The 19,317-nt window shown below is 36.7% G+C and carries 17 protein-coding genes; 12 read left to right on the top strand and 5 right to left on the bottom strand.

All coding sequences use genetic code 11. The features are described 5' to 3' along the window. Positions 1 to 80: 80 nt before the first annotated feature. The 7 genes from T323_RS0108895 (at position 81) to T323_RS0108865 (ending at position 6,698) form a co-directional block, all read left to right on the top strand. Positions 81 to 830 (top strand): hypothetical protein, encoded by a 750-nt coding sequence (locus tag T323_RS0108895; RefSeq protein ID WP_245613704.1) that lies wholly within the window; start codon positions 81 to 83, stop codon positions 828 to 830. A 285-nt stretch (positions 831 to 1,115) separates the two neighbouring features. Further along, a complete protein-coding gene (locus T323_RS0108890; RefSeq protein ID WP_169737886.1) occupies positions 1,116 to 1,607 on the top strand; it encodes a CPBP family intramembrane glutamic endopeptidase in 492 nt (163 codons plus the stop codon). Positions 1,608 to 1,712: 105 nt separating this feature from the next. Then, positions 1,713 to 2,537, top strand: a complete 825-nt coding sequence (locus tag T323_RS0108885; RefSeq protein ID WP_026672962.1) for a VOC family protein — start codon at positions 1,713 to 1,715, stop codon at positions 2,535 to 2,537. Positions 2,538 to 2,556: 19 nt separating this feature from the next. Beyond that, the gene (locus T323_RS0108880; protein ID WP_026672961.1) at positions 2,557 to 3,318 is read left to right on the top strand and encodes a helix-turn-helix domain-containing protein; all 762 of its coding nucleotides are present in this window, start codon (positions 2,557 to 2,559) and stop codon (positions 3,316 to 3,318) included. 80 nt (positions 3,319 to 3,398) lie between these two features. Further along, positions 3,399 to 4,175 (top strand): hypothetical protein, encoded by a 777-nt coding sequence (locus tag T323_RS0108875; protein WP_026672960.1) that lies wholly within the window; start codon positions 3,399 to 3,401, stop codon positions 4,173 to 4,175. A 251-nt stretch (positions 4,176 to 4,426) separates the two neighbouring features. Next, complete coding sequence (locus T323_RS0108870; protein WP_035178236.1) at positions 4,427 to 5,872, top strand: phospholipase D family protein; 1,446 nt, start codon at positions 4,427 to 4,429, stop codon at positions 5,870 to 5,872. An 85-nt stretch (positions 5,873 to 5,957) separates the two neighbouring features. Then, positions 5,958 to 6,698: a Type 1 glutamine amidotransferase-like domain-containing protein gene (locus tag T323_RS0108865; protein WP_026672958.1), complete on the top strand. Its 741-nt coding sequence runs from the start codon at positions 5,958 to 5,960 to the stop codon at positions 6,696 to 6,698. Positions 6,699 to 7,185: 487 nt separating this feature from the next. Here the strand turns inward: T323_RS0108865 and T323_RS28790 are convergent, their stop codons facing one another. After that, positions 7,186 to 7,329, bottom strand: coding sequence for an imidazoleglycerol-phosphate dehydratase (locus T323_RS28790; protein ID WP_156942420.1), 144 nt, complete (start codon positions 7,327 to 7,329; stop codon positions 7,186 to 7,188). Positions 7,330 to 7,573: 244 nt separating this feature from the next. On the opposite strand from T323_RS28790, the gene yiaA reads away from it, so the two are divergent. Continuing rightward, the gene (yiaA, locus tag T323_RS0108855) at positions 7,574 to 8,056 is read left to right on the top strand and encodes an inner membrane protein YiaA (RefSeq protein WP_026672957.1); all 483 of its coding nucleotides are present in this window, start codon (positions 7,574 to 7,576) and stop codon (positions 8,054 to 8,056) included. Between the two features lie 551 nt (positions 8,057 to 8,607). Here yiaA and katG read toward each other — a convergent pair. Further along, a complete protein-coding gene (gene katG / locus T323_RS0108850) occupies positions 8,608 to 10,812 on the bottom strand; it encodes a catalase/peroxidase HPI (RefSeq protein WP_026672956.1) in 2,205 nt (734 codons plus the stop codon). 591 nt (positions 10,813 to 11,403) lie between these two features. On the opposite strand from katG, the gene T323_RS0108845 reads away from it, so the two are divergent. From T323_RS0108845 to T323_RS0108835, 3 genes are all read left to right on the top strand, one after another. Then, a complete protein-coding gene (locus T323_RS0108845) occupies positions 11,404 to 13,002 on the top strand; it encodes a xylulokinase (RefSeq protein ID WP_026672955.1) in 1,599 nt (532 codons plus the stop codon). 121 nt (positions 13,003 to 13,123) lie between these two features. After that, complete coding sequence (locus T323_RS0108840) at positions 13,124 to 14,122, top strand: hypothetical protein (protein ID WP_026672954.1); 999 nt, start codon at positions 13,124 to 13,126, stop codon at positions 14,120 to 14,122. Positions 14,123 to 14,244: 122 nt separating this feature from the next. Beyond that, positions 14,245 to 15,405, top strand: coding sequence for a DUF6688 domain-containing protein (locus T323_RS0108835; RefSeq protein ID WP_026672953.1), 1,161 nt, complete (start codon positions 14,245 to 14,247; stop codon positions 15,403 to 15,405). Between the two features lie 332 nt (positions 15,406 to 15,737). Here T323_RS0108835 and T323_RS0108825 read toward each other — a convergent pair whose 3' ends face one another. Beyond that, positions 15,738 to 16,130, bottom strand: coding sequence for a hypothetical protein (locus T323_RS0108825; protein WP_026672952.1), 393 nt, complete (start codon positions 16,128 to 16,130; stop codon positions 15,738 to 15,740). Between the two features lie 173 nt (positions 16,131 to 16,303). On the opposite strand from T323_RS0108825, the gene T323_RS0108820 reads away from it, so the two are divergent. After that, a complete protein-coding gene (locus T323_RS0108820; protein ID WP_026672951.1) occupies positions 16,304 to 17,572 on the top strand; it encodes a hemolysin family protein in 1,269 nt (422 codons plus the stop codon). Between the two features lie 161 nt (positions 17,573 to 17,733). On the opposite strand, the gene T323_RS0108815 is transcribed toward T323_RS0108820, so the two are convergent. Together T323_RS0108815 and T323_RS0108810 are read right to left on the bottom strand one after the other, a co-directional pair. Beyond that, positions 17,734 to 18,345 carry a YesL family protein gene (locus tag T323_RS0108815; protein ID WP_026672950.1) on the bottom strand — a complete coding sequence of 204 codons (612 nt, stop codon included), beginning with the start codon at positions 18,343 to 18,345 and terminating at the stop codon, positions 17,734 to 17,736. After that, entirely contained in the window at positions 18,342 to 19,295 is a 954-nt protein-coding gene (locus T323_RS0108810) for a formylglycine-generating enzyme family protein (RefSeq protein WP_026672949.1), read from the bottom strand. Before T323_RS0108810 ends, T323_RS0108815 begins: the two co-directional genes overlap by 4 nt. Positions 19,296 to 19,317: the final 22 nt, after the last annotated feature.

Here is a 19,317-nt window from a genome sequence, read left to right as displayed (position 1 = left end):
TTTTAGACTTGTTTTACAAAAAGTATACTCATACAGTTCAAGCTTCCGATTATATCGAGTGGGCGACGGAGCATTTACATATGGATATCCTCGAGATAAAGAAGTTAGCGAGTATGAGTGTAGAAGGCTCACTTAATATTTTTGAAATTGAAAAAATGTTTGCTGATATTATGGAGGCGTTGCAACAAGCGCCCCCTTCAGAGAAAGAATGCTTTCTCTATCATGTGAAAAGCCTACATAAACAATTATTGCTGCCAAATAAAACTGCAATTTCAATTGTAAAAGAATTGTACGATTGTACAATCGAACATGACTTGATGGAAGAACAGCTGAATTGGCAAGGAATTAGCGATGCCATCGATGATTTTCAGTATGGAGACAATCAAAATGGTTACACCGAGGAAAAGATTAAGAAGATGATCATTCCCCAGGCCCGTAAGCTATGGCATGGGAAATTTAGTAATGTTGAATGTAAGGAAATCATTGGACAAAAAATAACGGGCATTGATTCCGATGTTCATTTCATCATTCAATTGGAAAAAGGTGCTATTATTATCGAGTGTCCTTGGAGAATTCGCAACGTGGATTCAGTTCTGTTAGGAGAAACAGATATCAAATCGAACCAAATAGAGTGGAAAGCGGTAAAGGAATTATTGAAAGGGAAAACAATTGAAGACGTTCATATATTTGAACAATGCCCATTTCTTATTATCCAGTGTGACGATCTTTTTTTAGATGTGTTTCATGCCAGTTCACATTTTGATGGCTGGACGTTAACAGATGAAGATGGTTTTTATTTGTTTTCGATGTATGGGGGAAGCTTGGCGTGAAACTATGTGTTTGTTGGCAGGTGGAAATGTGGTGAATAGTATTATGAAAAAGCTCGTCGTGTTTATATGTCTTTATATTAAGTTACATTCCGTTCATAGTGAATTCAGCTATAGGCTTTCTTCTTACAGCACTGTTATTTTTTTATTTGACATTGAAACTAGTAAAGCTCATTTCTATTAATGGCTTCCATGAATTAGGGCTATATCGTCATCGTAAGTGGGGCTCTTTTTTGATTAGTGGAGTTTTCATTGGTTGTTTTTTAAAATCTTGTAGTGTTTGTCATTTTGTCTGTTTTAGATATTGCTTCACTTAAATTCGTTTCTGTACAAAATATCATTCCTATTCTTTTATTTGCTCTATTCACTGCAGGTTTTACAGCGTTTGTAGAAGAACTCATTTTCCGAGGTTATGTAGTAAAAATTCTTAAGGAATACCTATCATGGAGATGGATTGTCTTAATTATATGTGTCTTATTTACGTTGTACCATCTTCCACAATGGGGATTGCCTCTTCCTTATTGGATTCGATATTTTATAATGACAGTTGTTTTTACATTGCCCTTTATTGTGACGAAATCATTATGGTTAAGCATTGGCATCCATTTTGGAGGTAACTTTACATATTATATGCTATTAACTGAGTTAGGGTTTTTAGCAACTGAGAAAAATGACTATATAATAGAGACTATGGGTTGGGTATCATTAGGGTTTGCGTTTGTATTGCTTTGTTTTATTTACGTGTTTTTACAAAAGGTAAAACATTATGTACATAAATAATTGTTATTCCTTATTTTTAGAAAAATCAAAAATAGTATTGACATTAAACTAAGTTTAACCTTTATCCTAATAAGTGTAAAAAATTGAATAGAAAGGGTGATTAATATGTATCGATGGGACGGAGGATTTATTATGGTGGAACCAGAACGGTTTCATGAAGCGGTTCAATGGTATGAAGAAATACTGGGGTGGACATGTATTGATAAGGTAATGTCTTGGGTTGGTCGCAAAGCATTTATGAAGATGCCGAGGTCTGGAGTTGTCACGATTAAATCGTTTGAAGGTGAATACGATCACCTACAATCCCAAAGTAATGTCGGTAATGTAAGCCTTGGATTTGCGACGTATGATTTAGAAGCAACACTACATTTTCTAGCTGATAAAAATATTACGTTTACGGAGATAAATGAGCTACCGAATGGACAAAAGTTTTGTGACATCTATGCCTTTGAAAATACGAAATTAACAATTGTGGAAGAATCAAGGGGAGAAGATACTGTAGAATATCCACCATCAGGGATTGTCGGCTTTGGAACGGTGAACTCAATCATTTATGTGAGAGATCCAAAGTTTTCAGCGGAGTGGTATGAAAAGCATTTAGGTTTTGAAGTCAGAACGATTGATGAGGAAAACGGGTATGCACATTTACAAACAGAAGATGCATATGATCGAAATGCGTTACATGAATGCTTTTGGGATAATATATGGCTCTTGCAAACAAAAGACGTGGTAGAAAAGCCAAATGACAATAAAGCAAGAATCTATTATGATATTCGACCAGAAGTTTTCTTTAAAGAATATAATAAACTGATTAAAAACGGAATAAAACCTTCAGAAATTGCTGGAGATCCGATTAATGGCTGGGGTGGCTTTCATATTTATGACCCTGACCATAACCGGATTAATGTTTGGTCATATATCCAAAATTAAAATATTGGCAGGAGTACATATGCATTTCACAATACAAGAGTTTTCAAAAAGAACAGGACTACCCCCAAGTAAACTGCGATTTTACGATAAAAAAGGATTGCTAAAGCCGTCGACTAGGTTAGAAAATGGATATAGAGCATATACTCCTGACCAAATTCATTGGGCAAAAATGATAGATTCATTGAGACAAGCAGATATAGCCATAAGTGAAATAAAGCAGTATAGTGAAGTCGATGAACAAGCGAAGAAATCATTGATAGAGAGCTGGAAGGCAGACTTAGATCAAAGAATGGCAACATTAAATGCTGCCCGTAAATATGTAGATGGAATCCAAGTTAATAAAGCCCAAACTCTGTTATTATCAAAATGGGAGAAAGAAAAGCAAATTGTTTGGAAACAAGTTGAGGCAGAAAGAGTACCGCATCCGTTTCAGCGATTTTTCCTTTCTAGTAAAGAACAGCTACAATCACTTGGTTGGAATGTAAGTGAATATGTTTTTGTGAAAACAGACCAAATTACAAAAGAAAAAATAATGGGAGAAATAGGATTTGAAGTGGTAGGTAGTTTGCCTCCACTCGATTGTGATGATATACGAGTGGAACGGTTCCCTCCAACACTATTTGCCGTCATGCAAAATTGCAAAGCAGATGATGCCTTCCTTTGTTTTTCTTATATTCAAGTCGTCATCAAGTACGGCTTTCAACCAGCAAACATTAAATTCGAAAGGTATGCAAGCATAGAAGCCGAGCAGTTTGATTATTTGATTCCGATTGTGACATAGGTATAATCGTTAGTTTTATCGTCACTATTACATTTAGTCTATTAACTTTCAATGATTGCTAGAAGTTGGAGGATGTTCTTTTGAGAATAACCAAGGTACTTATCTGGTTGACTGGGAATATATTATTAGGTTATGTGTTGATTAAATATCATATAGTTATATTGATTTTAGTATTTTTTTCGCTCTTTTTTATTTTTGGAGAAGACCATGAGTTAGCAAGAGGAATTGGCTTTTTATCGCTATTTTTCATTGTATTTCTTACATTAATAGCAGTATATGTAGGCTTGTGCATTTTGTTTAACATAATAATGTATATGTATCTCTCTATGAAGAAAGGGTTATATATCCTCGTTGCTTTCTCCGTATGGGTTTTTGGAATAGGACTAGGATATGGAATTGATTTGCCTATACCGCAACTCGTAAAAGAAACACCAAACTATAATACTAATAATGATTACATTGATTATAAACCTAACGAAACAGACATTGTACTTAAAGATAATACACTTACAAATGTTCCCTTGCTTGAAAAATTTATTGATATTGCTGGACAAAAAGGAAGTGACAACGAAAGCCAGATTAGAATTGTTACATATGTTGCTGAGGGTGCAATTATTTACGACTTGCAATCGAGATATGATGCGACTGTAGGACATAGATGGATAGATGTTACTCCTGATTTGAGCCACTATACTCCTGGAGAAGAAAGTTATCAAGATGTCTTCAACAGCGGTCCACAGCAATGTGGCTACATGGAAAAGGATACACAGTCTGAGGAATGGTTTTATAAATTATATGAATGCCGTACGAACTGGGAATATCGCATTCTACCTGTTGTAGAAGAAAAACTAAATTAAACCCGAAACTGAGATTGAATTAAAAGAAGAAAGAATTTCTTTTGATTCAATCTTTTTTAGTGTTGGATAATTAGTTCATAGTCAGTTCATATTACTTCAATAAAATGATGTTACGCAATTTTACATGACTTTGCAAAGTAGCCTCTCTATTTAAAGTCACAATCGTTAACAGAAAAACATAAAAAAATGGTAAGAGGAGTCAATGACGAGATGGATGCCTAAAACTCGTTGCCGTAAAAGTGAGGTGTACAATGAAAAAGGGGAAAAGAGTTCTTAGCATACTTATCATATTTTTCTCTGTATATTTAATTTATGCTTTCATGGCTGGTGTTGTTTTATTTACATTTCTTCGTCCACAACCGAGCTTCATTCATGAGAGTTATCAGGCCGAACGCTTCTTTGGAGATGGAGTTTCACAGGACGGAGTAGTTCTTCTAGAAGGTCGTGTTGAATCAGGTGCTGCTCGAATTCATTTAATGGAAAATGCACAGGAATCCATAGATATTTCTTATTATACGATTCATCAAGGTCTTGCTAGTGAATTGTTCTTTGCTAGTATTATTGACGCAGCGGACAGGGGAGTCGAAGTGCGGGTTCTTCTTGATGGTCTCTTTCATAATTTACGCAACCATTCGAAGGACATTATCTACGCCTTTTCTACTCATCCTAATATTGAGTTAAAGTTCTATGAACCTTTTGATGCTCTTCGTCCATGGACATGGAACAATCGCCTACATGATAAACTAATTTTAGTCGATTATGAGTATGGAATGATTGGCGGCCGGAACATTGGTGATATATATTTTAGTCATGATGGATATGAAGGGGCATCGAATGACCGTGATGTACTCATCGTTAATATGGATAAAGAAAATAAAGATCAAAGTGTCATCAAGCAAATGAAAAATTATTATAATGACGTTTGGGACCATGAATTTTCAAAGGATGCCGTTGATGAAATCACGGATAGACAATCTAGGCTTGGAAAAGAAAAAGCACGGGAACTTAGAGATTTTCACACTGAAATGCAAAAAGACCATTCTTCGTTATTTCAACAAGAAATCAATTGGAATAATAAAGTGGTGTCAACAAATCAAATCCTATTCCTTCATAATCCACTTGAACGACTAGTAAAAGAACCATGGGTGTGGCAAGAGTTGACCCATTTAATAGAAAGTGCGGAGGAATCCGTCATTGTTCAAAGTCCCTACGTGATACCGAATGATAACATGATGAACTTTCTGGACATGGAGCAGAGTTCTGCTTCAGAAATACAAATCGTAACAAACTCGTTAGCAGCGACGCCTAATGTGTTAGCTTTCTCAGGTTATACAAAATATCGTGAAAAAATAACAAATAGTAATATAGAACTGTATGAATACCAAGGACCTTCCGAATCCCTACATGCCAAAACGTTTATTATTGACAACAGGCTAACGGCGATTGGTTCTTTTAACGTAGACCCAAGAAGTGCGTTTTTAAATACGGAAATGATGGTTGTGATTGACAGTGTTGCATTTGCTGAGGAAGTTAGCAAAAATATAAAACAACAGATTGAGACAGAAAGCTTAAAGGTTCAAAATGACGGTTCATACGAAAGTCACCCTGATGTTGAAGAGCAACAAACGTCGTATAGGAAAAGAGCTACGGTTCACATTTTATCTTGGTTTAACTTCATATTGGAAGATTTACTTTAGCCGGCTATTAATGTTAAAAAAGCTGTTTATTTGGAATTCGATTCCAATTATAATGCTAACATGAGGATGTAGGAAGGGTGGAAGTATGGGTAAAATAGTAGCTATCGGTGGTGGGGAAATAAGCTTACACGAAACATGGCATATTGATCAATTTATCGTGCAATTTTCAGGGGTTTTGCATCCACGAGTATTATTTATCCCGACCGCAAGTAATGATTCAGAGGGATATATTGCAACTATGAAAAAGGTTTATGGCGAACAACTTGGATGTGAAGTGGATACATTGGTGCTCGTGAAGGGAAAAATGCATGAAAGTGAAATAAAACAAAAGATATTATCCGCTCATATCATTTATGTAGGTGGAGGGGATACGGTAAAGATGCTTGAAGTGTGGCGAGATGATAATGTTGATTTCTATCTTAAACAAGCATATGAACAAAACATAGTTCTTTCTGGATTAAGTGCGGGTTCAATTTGTTGGTTTCAAAAAGGTCATAGTGAGGGTAAAAGCGAACATAACCCTGATGGATGGTGGGACAATCAGCAACCAATCGGACTTGGGTTAATACCAGCGATACATTGTCCTCATTATAATGAAAGAGGCCATGAACAGTTTGATAAAATGTTGAATCAAGAAACAATACCAGGAGTGGGTATTGAAAATAATTGCGCTATTGTAATAAAAGATAACTTATATAAGGTTGTTAAAACGGATTCAGATAGCAAAGCATACCTATTGCATAATCGGAATGGGATGTTCAATAAGACAGAACTAACTGCCAGTGAGTTTGTACCAATAAAAGATTTGTTTCAAAGAGTAGACTAGCTATAGACGAGGAGTAAAATAGAAAAGATTGTCACTTCGGTTTCTCAAGAGTATGCAACAAACGATGACATTAGTCATTTGAAAAAGAGGTAGTGATTGAATTGTGAGGTGTGCTTTCACATTTTGCAGTTTAGCGGACATACGTTCAGCTATTTAAACAAAAACTAGCGATTTACAAATGTTATTGGACATGTGTTCCGTTAAAGTAGAAAAAACAAGCTCTATTTGTCTTGTTTCGGGTAAATAACGGAACGTATGTCCGTAAGAACTGAAAGAAGTGCGTTTTTTCCTCAAATAGTGGAAAGAATGTCCGATAGCTTGGACCGCCTAATAACTAAGAGGAAAATGCGATACTTACTGTTTTTGGAAACGATGTGATAGAAATGAGCTATTATTTATTTACACAAATAATAGCTCATTTCTTTTAATTTAATCTAATGAACTACAATGCCCTTTTTCAGTTGCTTTTTCATGTTGTTATTCGAATTTAATGTGTTCGTTTTGATTTGCTTCCACGTCTTGAGTTGTAATCATTGCCTTTGTTGTTATCGCCAGCATCACCATGTAATTGTCCGCCTCGCTCTGGTACGCTTTGGTTGGCGCTTCCGCCTTGATTATTCCGTTTTGTCATCCCATACACCCCCTCAACATAAAGTATTATTAGCATCCCAATAATCGATAAAATTAGTATGAACACGGATGAAAATTGAAATTTACAAGCGATGTAAATATTATAGTGGAAAAATGATCCAAAAATATCTTTATTGTTTCTTTATTACCAAGTATAATATGGAGGTAGTAATAAAAGGCACATGCACTTATATTATTTTTATGTGTTGTGAGAAGGTTAACAAATGATGATTGGGGGTAGTAAAATGTCAGAAGAAAATGAAGTGGTTGTTGAACAAGTAGAGCACGTTGAAAAGCCAAGACCTAAATTGGAAAGAAGAGAAGGTGAACCGACGGCTGCTTTTAAAGGAGCAACTTGGGCTGCGTTATTGTTAGGGGTTTCTTCATATTTAATTGGTTTGTTTAATGCAGGTATGGAATTGAATGAAAAAGGGTATTATTTTGCAGTTTTAGTTTTCGGTTTATATTCAGCGGTTTCATTACAAAAAGCGGTGAGAGATAGAGATGAAGGGATTCCTGTTACGAATATTTATTATGGGATAAGTTGGTTAGCATTAGTAATTGCTATCTCTTTAATGGCAATCGGCTTATATAATGCGGGGAGTATTATTTTAAGTGAAAAAGGCTTTTATGGTATGGCTTTTGTTCTTAGTTTGTTTGCTGCTATAACGGTGCAAAAGAATATAAGAGATACGCAAAAAGCGCGTGATAATTGGCATAATCAATAAAGAACATGAAAGGGACACTACAATGTGAATTGTAGTGTTTTGTTTAAAAGTTAAGAAAGTATAAAATTTTGGTGTAGCAGTGAAGCATTGAAAGCTATTTCAAGAAGAGCGAAGGCTCCGCACCTGCACGTTTCACCCCAAGAAGAGCACTTGAGGTTCACTGTCAAAAGCGGGCAGGGCTCCGCACTTCGCTTGAAACGAAATGACGCTCCGCGTTTTTCTTATAACGACAAAAACTACGTACGGACATCTATTCCTCTATTTATAAGATAAATCAAGTTTTTCAATAGCTATCGGACATGTGTTCCGCTAAATAGGGAAAAAGTAAGGATTTTCTGGATGGATTGGTTAAGTAGCGGAACACATGTCCGTTAAGAATCGGAAAAATCCTAATTCTTGTCATATAACGGAATAGATGTCCGATGCGCGATTCTCTACTTATCGCAGTTCTTGGCATTGCGCTACAGTTACACGCTGCCCTCTCTATCACTAGAGAGGACACAAATTCAAAAAAAAAACCGTCATCACATTTGATGACGGTTTTCTATTTATTAGTTTCCTGCTAATTCAGCTTTTTTAAGTTTAAGGTCAAAACGGTCTGCGTTCATCACTTTAACCCAAGCTGAGATAAAGTCACTTACAAATTTACCTTTGTTATCATCTTGTGCGTAAACTTCTGCAAGTGCACGTAGGATCGAGTTAGAACCGAATACAAGGTCAATTCTTGTTGCTGTACGAACAACTTCACCAGTGTTACGGTCGCGGCCTTCGTAAAGGTTATGGTCAACTGGCTTCCACTCTACACCGATATCAAGTAGGTTTACGAAGAAGTCGTTAGATAACGTACCTACACGGTCAGTGAATACACCATGTTGTGTGCCACCGTAGTTCGCACCTAATACACGAAGTCCACCGATAAGAACTGTCATTTCTGGAGCTGTTAAGCCTAAAAGTTGGGCTTTATCAACAAGAAGTTCTTCTGGAGTTACGCTATATTCTTTCTTTTGGTAGTTACGGAATCCGTCAGCTACTGGCTCTAACACTTCAAAGCCTTCTACATCTGTTTGTTCTTGTGTTGCATCACCACGACCTGCAGCGAATGGAACAGTTACATCAAAGCCTGCTTCTTGAGCTGCTTTTTCTACTGCTGCAGTACCACCAAGTACGATTAAATCAGCAATGCTTACTTTTTTATCTAATTGGCTTTGAATGTTTTCATATACAGAAAGAACTTTTTCAAGTTGTTCTGGTTGGTTTACTTCCCAGTTTCTTTGTGGTTCAAGACGAATGCGAGCACCATTTGCACCACCACGGTTATCTGAACCACGGAACGTGCTAGCTGAAGCCCATGCTGTCGTTACTAACTCACTAGTTGAAAGACCTGAGTTTAAGATTTTTTCTTTAAGTTCCGCTACTTCTGCATCTGTTAAATCATACTCAACTGTTGGTACAGGATCTTGCCAGATTAAATCTTCTTGTGGAACTTCTGGGCCAAGGTATCTTGCTTTTGGTCCCATATCACGGTGAATAAGTTTAAACCATGCACGAGCAAATGCATCAGCAAATTCTTCAGGGTTTTCATGGAAACGACGAGCGATTTTCTCATATGCTGGGTCATGACGTAATGCTAAGTCTGTTGTAAACATTACTGTTGGAACTTTCTTAGATGCGTCTGCAGCATCCGGAGCTAAATCTTTTTCGTCTGGGTCAACAGCTAGCCATTGATATGCGCCTGCAGGACTCTTTGTTAACCACCACTCATATCCAAATAATAAATCGAAATAGCCATTATCCCATTGGATTGGGTTTGCAGTCCAAGCACCTTCAAGACCACTTGTGATCGTGTCGCCACCTTTTCCACTTCCGTGAGAACTTAACCAACCAAAGCCTTGTGCTTCAATTGGAGCTGCTTCTGGGTCTGGACCAACATGAGAAGCATCACCTGCACCATGTGCTTTACCAAATGTGTGGCCACCAGCAATTAAGGCAACTGTTTCTTCATCGTTCATTCCCATACGTCCAAATGTTTCGCGAATGTCGCGAGCACTTGCAATTGGATCTGGTTTGCCGTCTGGACCTTGTGGGTTAACGTAGATAAGACCCATTTGTACCGCAGCAAGAGGATTTTCAAGTTCGCGGTCACCAGAGTAACGGTTGTTCCCTAGCATTTCTGTTTCAGAACCCCAATAGATATCTTCTTCTGGATGCCAGATGTCTTCGCGTCCAGCTCCAAAACCAAATGTTTTGAATCCCATTGTTTCTAACGCAACATTACCAGTTAATACAAGTAAGTCTGCCCAAGAAATTTTGTTACCGTACTTTTGCTTAATTGGCCAAAGTAGACGGCGAGCTTTATCAAGGTTTCCGTTATCTTCCCAGCTATTAAGTGGAGCAAAACGTTGGTTACCTGTGCTAGCTCCTCCACGACCATCGCCTTGACGGTATGTACCTGCAGCGTGCCATGACATACGAATGAAGAATGGTCCGTAATGACCGTAGTCAGCAGGCCACCAATCTTGGCTATCTGTCATTAAGTCTCTAAGGTCTTGCTTTAATGCATCGTAATCTAATTTGCTAAATTCTTCTGCATAGTTAAAGTCTTCTCCCATTGGGTTAGACTTTCTGTCATGCTGATGAAGAATGTTTAAGTTCAACATATTTGGCCACCAATCTCTGTTTGTTGTACCACTAGATTTTGGTGTTGTAGCACTTCCATGACCAAATGGGCATTTTCCACCTGTGTTATTTGTATCCATATTTTTCCCCTCTCTTTTGAAAAAAATGTTTTTATAATTATTCTTCTCTATAGTCTAGATGAGAATAATTATTGTTATGTAATCATTATAATAAACTATCGATTAAAAAGAAAGAATAATAACTTAAAAATATAAATTTTTTTTAAGAATATGATGATATCAAGCTTTATAGCGATTCGATTCTCTCTTTCTCTGTGGGATTATGGCATTTTATGGAGAAGTTTTGGTAAAAGATAGAATGAAGTAGTTCTCATTTGACTCAATCTTATTGAATATGAAGAAACTCGTCATAAACAAGTACATGACTATGTTTATGATAAGGGAGATGCTGGAATGATAAAAATTCTCTTTTTGTATACCCGAATTTGAGAAACGTGAAACAAGTATTGGATTTTAATATTAAAACCATTTAATTGTACGTATTTAATGTGAGTTAATATAAAAATAACATAAAGTTGTACGTACATTTTTTGTTGTAAATTAGGAAGTTATTTCTTATAATAATGGTATCAACGATATGTGATAGATATTGCTTCTTGTTTTCATAGAATGTTGGATTTTTACTAAACTATGTGTACTGGGGGAAATGAAATGAGTATTGATGTAAAACAAATGATTGAAAGTGGGAAAACAGTTCTAGGGATTGAGCTTGGATCAACTAGAATTAAAGCGGTTCTTATCGGAGAAGATAATGTACCGATCGCTTCTGGTAGTCATGAGTGGGAAAACCAATTGGTTAATAATATTTGGACGTATTCTGTAGAAAGTGTTTGGAAGGGTTTACAAGATAGCTATCAACAATTAATTGAAAACGTGAAAGAACAATATGGTGTGAGCATAAAAACCATTGGAGCTATTGGATTTAGTGCAATGATGCATGGTTATATGGTTTTTGATAAAGAAGGAGAACTGCTCGTTCCATTCCGAACGTGGCGGAACAACATGACTGAGCAAGCTTCCAATCAGTTAACAGAACTATTAAACTATAATATCCCGCAAAGATGGAGTATTGCTCATCTTTATCAAGCGATTTTAAATGGAGAAGAACATGTGAATCAAATTGCGTTCCAAACAACACTGGCTGGATATGTGCATTGGAAATTAACGGGTGAAAAAGTATTAGGTGTTGGGGAAGCGTCTGGTGTATTCCCGATTGATCTAAGTACGAAACAGTATAATGAAACGATGCTTACGCAATTTAATGAATTAATTGCCTCGAAAAACTTACCGTGGAAACTTGAAGATGTTTTGCCAAGTGTGTTGGTAGCAGGAGAAAACGCTGGTACTCTTACAGAAGAGGGAGCAAAACTATTAGATGTCAGCGGTGAACTACAAAGCGGCATTCCACTTTGCCCGCCAGAAGGTGATGCAGGAACAGGAATGGTGGCAACAAATAGTATCGCCAAACGCACGGGGAATGTATCGGCTGGAACTTCAGCATTTGCAATGGTCGTGTTAGAAAAAGATTTATCAAAAGTACACCCAGAAATTGATCTTGTAACAACACCGACTGGAAACTTAGTCGCAATGGCGCATTCAAATAACTGCTCTTCTGATTTAAATGCATGGGTTGGGTTGTTTGATGAATTTACGAAAGCACTTGGGATCGAAGTTGATAAAACAAAATTATATGAAACTCTTTTTAATTCGGCTCTTAGCGGGGACCCTGACGCTGGTGGCTTATTATCCTATGGTTATCTTTCAGGAGAACATATGACCCATTTTGAAGAAGGTCGTCCGTTGTTTGTTAGGTCTACTGGTTCTACTTTTAATTTAGCGAACTTTATGCGAACACATTTATTTACAGCTTTCGGTGCGATGAAAATTGGAATGGATATTTTGTTTAAAGAAGAAAAAGTCGAACTTGACGAAGTGTTAGGTCACGGTGGATTGTTTAAAACAGAAGGTGTCGGCCAACGCTTTTTAGCAGCAGCTTTTAATGTGCCTGTTTCTGTTATGGAAACGGCGGGAGAAGGTGGAGCATGGGGAATTGCATTGTTAGGATCGTATATGATAAACAAAAACGATAATGAAACATTAGAGAGCTTTTTAAATGACCATGTGTTTGCTGGCCAAACAGTCAAAACGGTGTCACCTGACCCGATTGATGTTGAAGGATTTGAACAATTTATGGAGCGATATAAGCAAGGTCTTGAGATTGAAAGAGCGGCTGTGAATACACTTCGATAATAATATATTGAAAAAAACGCGATAAGGAAGAATCCTTATCGCGTTTTTTATTTAGTATAATATTTAAAGGTTTTATAGTAAAATAGAATTAGTTTTAAGTACCTATTCAGGAGTTGGAAAAATGAATATAGTAAATATGCTTTTCTTTAGTTTAGGATTTCTTTTCATTTTACTAGCGTTAGTTATCATCATCGTAAAACTTACAAAAGGAAACCATGTTTTTTCTCCGTTATTAGTATCGTGTATTGTATTTGGTTTTCTATCGGTAATAGCAGGTGTTGTGTTCATGGTATTAGATGGAAATGAAAATGTCGTTCAAGTTACAACAAATGATGTAGAACGGCCATATTCTGAGATAGAAGCGAAGAAGGTAAATGAAGAAATCGAAATGGAGCTTGGACTAGAGAGTCATGAAAATGATTTGCTCAAAGTAGCGCGGGAATTGGTTACGATGGAGATGGACAAACAAATTGGATTAAAGACATGGGAAATAACAGAAAACTATGTGTATTCCGATTATGAAACGTATAACATCATTGACTATGATAAGTCAGAAGGCGATATGAGAGTTGTATGGATAGTAGGAAATGTTAAAGCGACTTCTGAAGATGAAATAACCATGAATTTTGGTTATGATTTAGAACTTTATCAAATGGACGGAGATTCTACATGGTATATCGGAACACATTGGGGAGTTTTAAGTCATCTTAAACTAACAGAAATTCCAAACAGTGAGTCCATTATTGCACCACCTAGCGAAACAGTCAGTAGTCAGGGCTCTAGATTAGAGCAAACGGATTTAATAGATAGTGAAGTTTTTGGAGCATGGCATTGGAATGATGGTGATGATTTTTATATGATATTAAGGGATGATTATACGTATAGTTATATCGAAGAAAATGTAAGATTTGTGACAGAAGGAACTTTTTCTATAAAGGAGTATGATGACGGGTATGAGATAACCGTGCATCATATGCCACTGGATTATTATAGTGTCATGTTTATAAAACTTCTCGATAACGACCGTCATCAAGGATTCGAAGATGGATTTAGCTGGGATGCGATAAGGATTAATGTTGAAGTAGCAGAGGGGATTTTAAATAGTATTAAAGGGATTTAAATGGAGAGGTATTCGTAGTTAAAGCGAGTACCTTTTTTGTTTGGAGTAAAGAAGAATATTGCAATTGGATATTTATGTTAATATAGTGGAGGGATGATATATAAAGCTGAGAGGTGTATAAGATGTACCTTATTTTAATGTATGTATTATTTGTTGTAATGCCTTTTTATAGTTTTATTCGAATGATAAAGAGCTTTATAAAGAGTCCGAGTCCTAGGTCACAAAAACAAGAAGAAAGACAAATCAAATACAAAATTTTTGATAGTATTTTTTCAATATCAATGTATTATGTGTTAGTCGTTGGTTTGTCCCTTGATGGTTCAGGAGAAATAGCGGGAAAACCTTTAAAGATGTATGAGCAAACAGGGAGCTTTAAGAATGGTTATGCTTCATTAGCGATAGAGTACGTTCCTTCTATATTTATTTTGTTAACATTAGGCTTATTTAGTTTTACATGCATTACCTTGTTTTATGATTGGCTTTCACCGATTGTATATGTGTTTTGTAGCACTTTGGTGATAACTAATATATTTCTAGGTATCATGTATTTGGCTCATACTGTTACAGTAAATAACGGGCTAAATTTGGCGGTGTATTTATTACAAATTGGGTTTAGTTCATTATGCTTTCTATATATTGCAAGGTTAAAAAATTCCCTAGATCAATTTTATGAACGGGAAGAAATGGATATAAAATATAAAAATATATTTCTCCAATTTTTTGCGAACATAACAAATAACTATAATCGCATGTCGAAAGTATGGATTGTCTCTTTGTTTCCAATCATGGTAATCATACATCTTATATTAATTTTATTTGGTCAACGACCAGATAGTTTTATACGAGTGTTTCTTGATACAAGTTCTTTTAATTACTCCAATATTCCACCTCCAGAGCCAGAAATGATAAGTAGGGATAATGATGGACATTATTTATGTACCGTATCAGCACTCGGTCACCCTAACATTGTAAAGCCAGTGCGAGCGGGGATAAGGAGGGGGAGGAGAATCCCTGTAAATCGTCAATTGTTAGTTGCGAACGCATTTGAGAATATTTTAGAACAATATGTACCGAGAGCACATAAAGTTATTCGTGCGGTTTACGATAAGTATGGATATCCAATTAGTCGGCATATTCATTCGAAATGGTCAGCAGATATCGTTTATCTTTTAATGAAGCCATTAGAACTATTGTTTCTTATCGTTCTGTACACGGTAGATAGGAATCCAGAAAATAGAATTCATGTGCAGTATAGTGAGTTAAGGAGAAACAATGGGAAATAACAAATTCTTTAGGAGTGGAAAAAAGGTAGGAGGCTGAGGAATGCTTTGTGTGGTAATGGGGATAAGTAGAATGACGATAAATCCTAAAGCCCATTATTATCTTAATCTATCATACTTTAACGGACATATATTCCGCTATTCAGTCAAAAAACATAAGTTTCAAAAATCTAACGGACATCTGTTCCGTTATTAGCTGAAAATTGAAGTGATTTTAACGGTTACTGCCCAAATAACTGAACGTATGTCCGATAGGTTTGAAAAAACAGCCTAAAAACGTAAAATAGCGGAACAGATGTCCGATACGGTTTTCTCCTGTATTCCTAACCCGCACATTACGCAATCACTTCTTCGGTTTCCCTCACGATCATCCACTGGCCATTGATGAGTTGCCAGTTTTCGGTTGTAAACAGTCTTGCGAGTATGTCTTCTTCTTTAATCACGAGTAATTCATAAAAAACAACAGCATTTTCATTATTTCGAAGTCGGATGACTCGATGTTTAAACTGTTTTTGCGCCCCTAAAAAATGCTCAACAGATTGTTTCATACCGTCTAATGAATCTTGCTTCGTGAAGAACATTGGTTTATTGTGGCTTCCATTAAAGAAAGCAACATAATAATTTTCGGTCATTCGGTCTAGGGCGGTTGTGTTTCCTGTTTTCATAGCTTTATTCCAGACTTCGATGAATTCATCGTGCATTTGAGTAAATTGGTTTAGTGCGTCCAAGTTTTTACCTCCATTTCCACAAAAATTCATATGTATAACTATTCCATGTTGCATCCGTTTTCCCTTCGACAAATATTGGCTAAAAAAACAAAAAAAATTAAGATATATTAGTGGTGAACGGGGGAAGTTCGCTATATAATAGTACTATTATTTCATTGGAGTGTGATGTTTAGATGGACGATGTTCCGTCGAGTTTGATTGCGTTTTTAGTCATGTTATTAGGTTTATCGGCATTTTTCTCTTCTGCTGAAACAGCATTTTCGAGTGTGAATAAAATTCGCCTCAAAAATTATGAAGATGAAGGAAGGAGAGGAGCGAAAAAGGCGGTCATTATAGCTGAAAACTTTGATAAGACGCTGTCGACTTTGTTGGTGGGCAATAATCTTGTGAACATTGCAGCGGCAACACTTTCTTCACAAATTGCCATCAACGTGTTTGGTCCGAGTTTAGGTGTTTTTATTAGTACTTTTGTGGTGACGATTTTAGTGTTAATTTTTGGTGAGATTATCCCGAAATCGTTAGCAAAAGAATTTGCAGAAGGGTACGCACTTAAAACATCGGGAATTTTATTTTATCTAATTATAGTATTGTATCCCGTAACTTGGTTGTTTTTGCAATGTAAAAAATTAGTCACTTTCTTTATAAAAAATAAAGAAAATACACCATCGGTTACTGAAGAGGAAATCAAAATGATTGTCCAAATCAGTGAAGACGAAGGTGTAATTGGGAAACAGGAAAAAGAAATGGTACATCGGTCTTTAGAGTTTGACGATATTATCGTGCATGACATTTTAAAGCCACGTCCAGATATGGTTGCAGTCGAAGTCAATCAACCGATTCCTGAAATTATGGATATTTTCCTAACTGAGCATTATTCGAGAATTCCAGTTTATGAAGGGACAATTGATAATGTAATAGGGATATTGTCTGAGCGTGATTTTTTAACAGCTTATATTAAGAAGCGCGAAAATGTCGATATTAGAAATCTCATAAGAAAGCCATTATTTGTCGTAGAATCGATGAAAATATCGACGTTATTAAATGAATTACAAAAACAAAAAATTCATATGGCTATTGTCATTGATGAATTCGGTGGAACATCCGGATTAATTACAATGGAAGATTTATTAGAGGAAATTGTAGGAGAAATTTGGGATGAACATGATGTCAGTGTGAATCAATTAAAACAAGTTGACTCAACAAGTTATATGATTGATGCAGATGTATCGATTGATGAGTTTGCAAGGTTCTTAAACATCGACACACCAGAAACGAATAATCACACTGTTGGTGGATGGGTGATTGAGGAATTTCAACGGATCCCAAAAGAAGGTGAAGAATTCATCTACCAAAGTTTCCATATAAAAGTTGTAAAGGCGGAAGAAAGAAGAGTTCGCCAAGTTCTTCTAAAGATACAAACGAATGAAAAAATAGTTGTGTAATTATGTCCCCCTATATTTAGGGGGATTTTTTTATGGTCTAGCACTGATGCTTTGAAAGCTTATTCTAGATGAGCGAAGGCTGCGCACCTGCACGTTTCACTGTCAAAAGCGGGCAGGGCTCCGCACTTGGCTTGAAACGAAAAGACGCTCCCACGTTTTTCTTATTGTGGACGTGCTTGTAATGGTGTAAACATAATTAACCCTACTTTCATCATCACGTAACTCCAAAGGCTGACACCGAAAAATAAAAGGAATATCGGAATAACATTCATGAGTAAAAAGTGTCCATATGAGAGTGTGACTAACAATACCGAATAGTATGGATGTGAAAAAGCGAATAAAAGCGAATTTTTATAATAGGACGATGAAGGATATTCAAAATGTACAAAAATCGGAAAAATATATATAAATATAAGTCCGTACACTACTGAAACAATAAGTAGAAAGTAAAACAAGAATAAAGGTAATGTATAGTCTGCTAGTAAATGCAAACGGAAATTTACGAGTAATAAATACCCGATGCCAACAAACGGAAAGAAAAGAAGATTTCCTTTCCAAAAGTTCGTTTTATAATAAAGCCAAAATGCTTTGCTTGTTGGTGGGGTGTCCTTCATCAGCCATTGTCTGATAACAGCAAACATACTAATCGTAGCTGGAATGATCCCGAAAATAATGAACCCAGCCGCAGAAAATATTATCCATAGTAAGTTTAGGTAAGCTAAGGACATCAACCATTCACAAAAGCGGTGAAGTGGTTTGTTCATTTCGTTCATGAAAGCATCCTCTTTTCTTTAGACATGACACAACGAAAGCCAATATTGCTCGCAGAACTATCGGCTGTGTTAGAACTTCTTGCAGCATTGCGGTACCGATTACAATAAGAAGCGTGACATAAGAAGGAGCCGCCGCGCATTGCTTTTACTTTTAGATAGTCCTCGTGATGTGAATGAGGATAAAAGGAACTGGCGCACCACTCCCACACATTTCCGACCATATTGTATAATCCAAATCCATTTGGTGGGAAAGTATGAACGGGAGCCGTGCTTATATAGCCATCCTCATTTGTATTTTCATGAGGGAATGTTCCTTGCCAAATGTTACAGCGGTGTTCACCGTTTGGTAAGAGTTCGTCGCCCCAAGGATAGCGTGCCGACTGTAAGCCTCCGCGTGCGGCATATTCCCACTCGGCTTCTGTTGGTAAGCGACAATCAGACCATGAACAATAAGCGATAGCATCATTCCAAGAGATATGTACGACAGGGTGGTCAAGCCGGGAGTCGATTGTTGAGTCTGGTCCTTCAGGGCATTGCCAACTAGCCCCCTTCACGACCCACCACCACGGTGTTTGTGGTGCGATTTCCTTTACGGTTTTTGCGGTTTTTTTGGACACAAGAAGGTGGAAGACGAAGGACCAGCCATATTTCTCAGCATCCGTTTCATAGCCTGTTTCTTGAACGAATACGCGAAACTGTTCGTTTGTTACTGTGTAGGGTGAAATATAAAAAGGTTCCACTGTAACCGGTCGTTTTGGTCCTTCTGCATCAGAAGAGTATCCTTCATTTAAGTCTGCCCCCATGATAAATGTTCCGCCAGATAAGTATTTCATATTTTTATACGGGTGAGAGGTATGGGAGGCAGTAACTTGGTTACGTCGCTTTCTTATTTCCGAGATACTTTGTTGTCTTTGTGGTGTACAACATGATTTTTTTTGGTTTGTTTGCATGGGAACGTTCTCCTTTTTATGT

It is taken from the genome of Alkalihalobacillus bogoriensis ATCC BAA-922 (genome assembly GCF_000621445.1).
Taxonomy (GTDB): Bacteria; Bacillota; Bacilli; order Bacillales; family Bacillaceae_F; genus Bacillus_AO; species Bacillus_AO bogoriense.
The sequence above is the reverse complement of the archived record's forward strand: the minus strand, read 5'-3'. Positions and strand labels throughout refer to the sequence as shown.

Coding starts and splice junctions, on each gene's coding strand:
- T323_RS0108895 (WP_245613704.1), top strand. CDS start 81: ATGGATATCCTCGAGATAAAGAAGTTAGCGAGTATGAGTGTAGAAGGC.
- T323_RS0108885 (WP_026672962.1), top strand. CDS start 1,713: ATGTATCGATGGGACGGAGGATTTATTATGGTGGAACCAGAACGGTTT.
- T323_RS0108880 (WP_026672961.1), top strand. CDS start 2,557: ATGCATTTCACAATACAAGAGTTTTCAAAAAGAACAGGACTACCCCCA.
- T323_RS0108870 (WP_035178236.1), top strand. CDS start 4,427: ATGAAAAAGGGGAAAAGAGTTCTTAGCATACTTATCATATTTTTCTCT.
- T323_RS0108865 (WP_026672958.1), top strand. CDS start 5,958: ATGGGTAAAATAGTAGCTATCGGTGGTGGGGAAATAAGCTTACACGAA.
- T323_RS28790 (WP_156942420.1), bottom strand. CDS start 7,329: ATGACAAAACGGAATAATCAAGGCGGAAGCGCCAACCAAAGCGTACCA.
- yiaA (WP_026672957.1), top strand. CDS start 7,574: ATGTCAGAAGAAAATGAAGTGGTTGTTGAACAAGTAGAGCACGTTGAA.
- katG (WP_026672956.1), bottom strand. CDS start 10,812: ATGGATACAAATAACACAGGTGGAAAATGCCCATTTGGTCATGGAAGT.
- T323_RS0108845 (WP_026672955.1), top strand. CDS start 11,404: ATGAGTATTGATGTAAAACAAATGATTGAAAGTGGGAAAACAGTTCTA.
- T323_RS0108840 (WP_026672954.1), top strand. CDS start 13,124: ATGAATATAGTAAATATGCTTTTCTTTAGTTTAGGATTTCTTTTCATT.
- T323_RS0108835 (WP_026672953.1), top strand. CDS start 14,245: ATGTACCTTATTTTAATGTATGTATTATTTGTTGTAATGCCTTTTTAT.
- T323_RS0108820 (WP_026672951.1), top strand. CDS start 16,304: ATGGACGATGTTCCGTCGAGTTTGATTGCGTTTTTAGTCATGTTATTA.
- T323_RS0108815 (WP_026672950.1), bottom strand. CDS start 18,345: ATGAACGAAATGAACAAACCACTTCACCGCTTTTGTGAATGGTTGATG.
- T323_RS0108810 (WP_026672949.1), bottom strand. CDS start 19,295: ATGCAAACAAACCAAAAAAAATCATGTTGTACACCACAAAGACAACAA.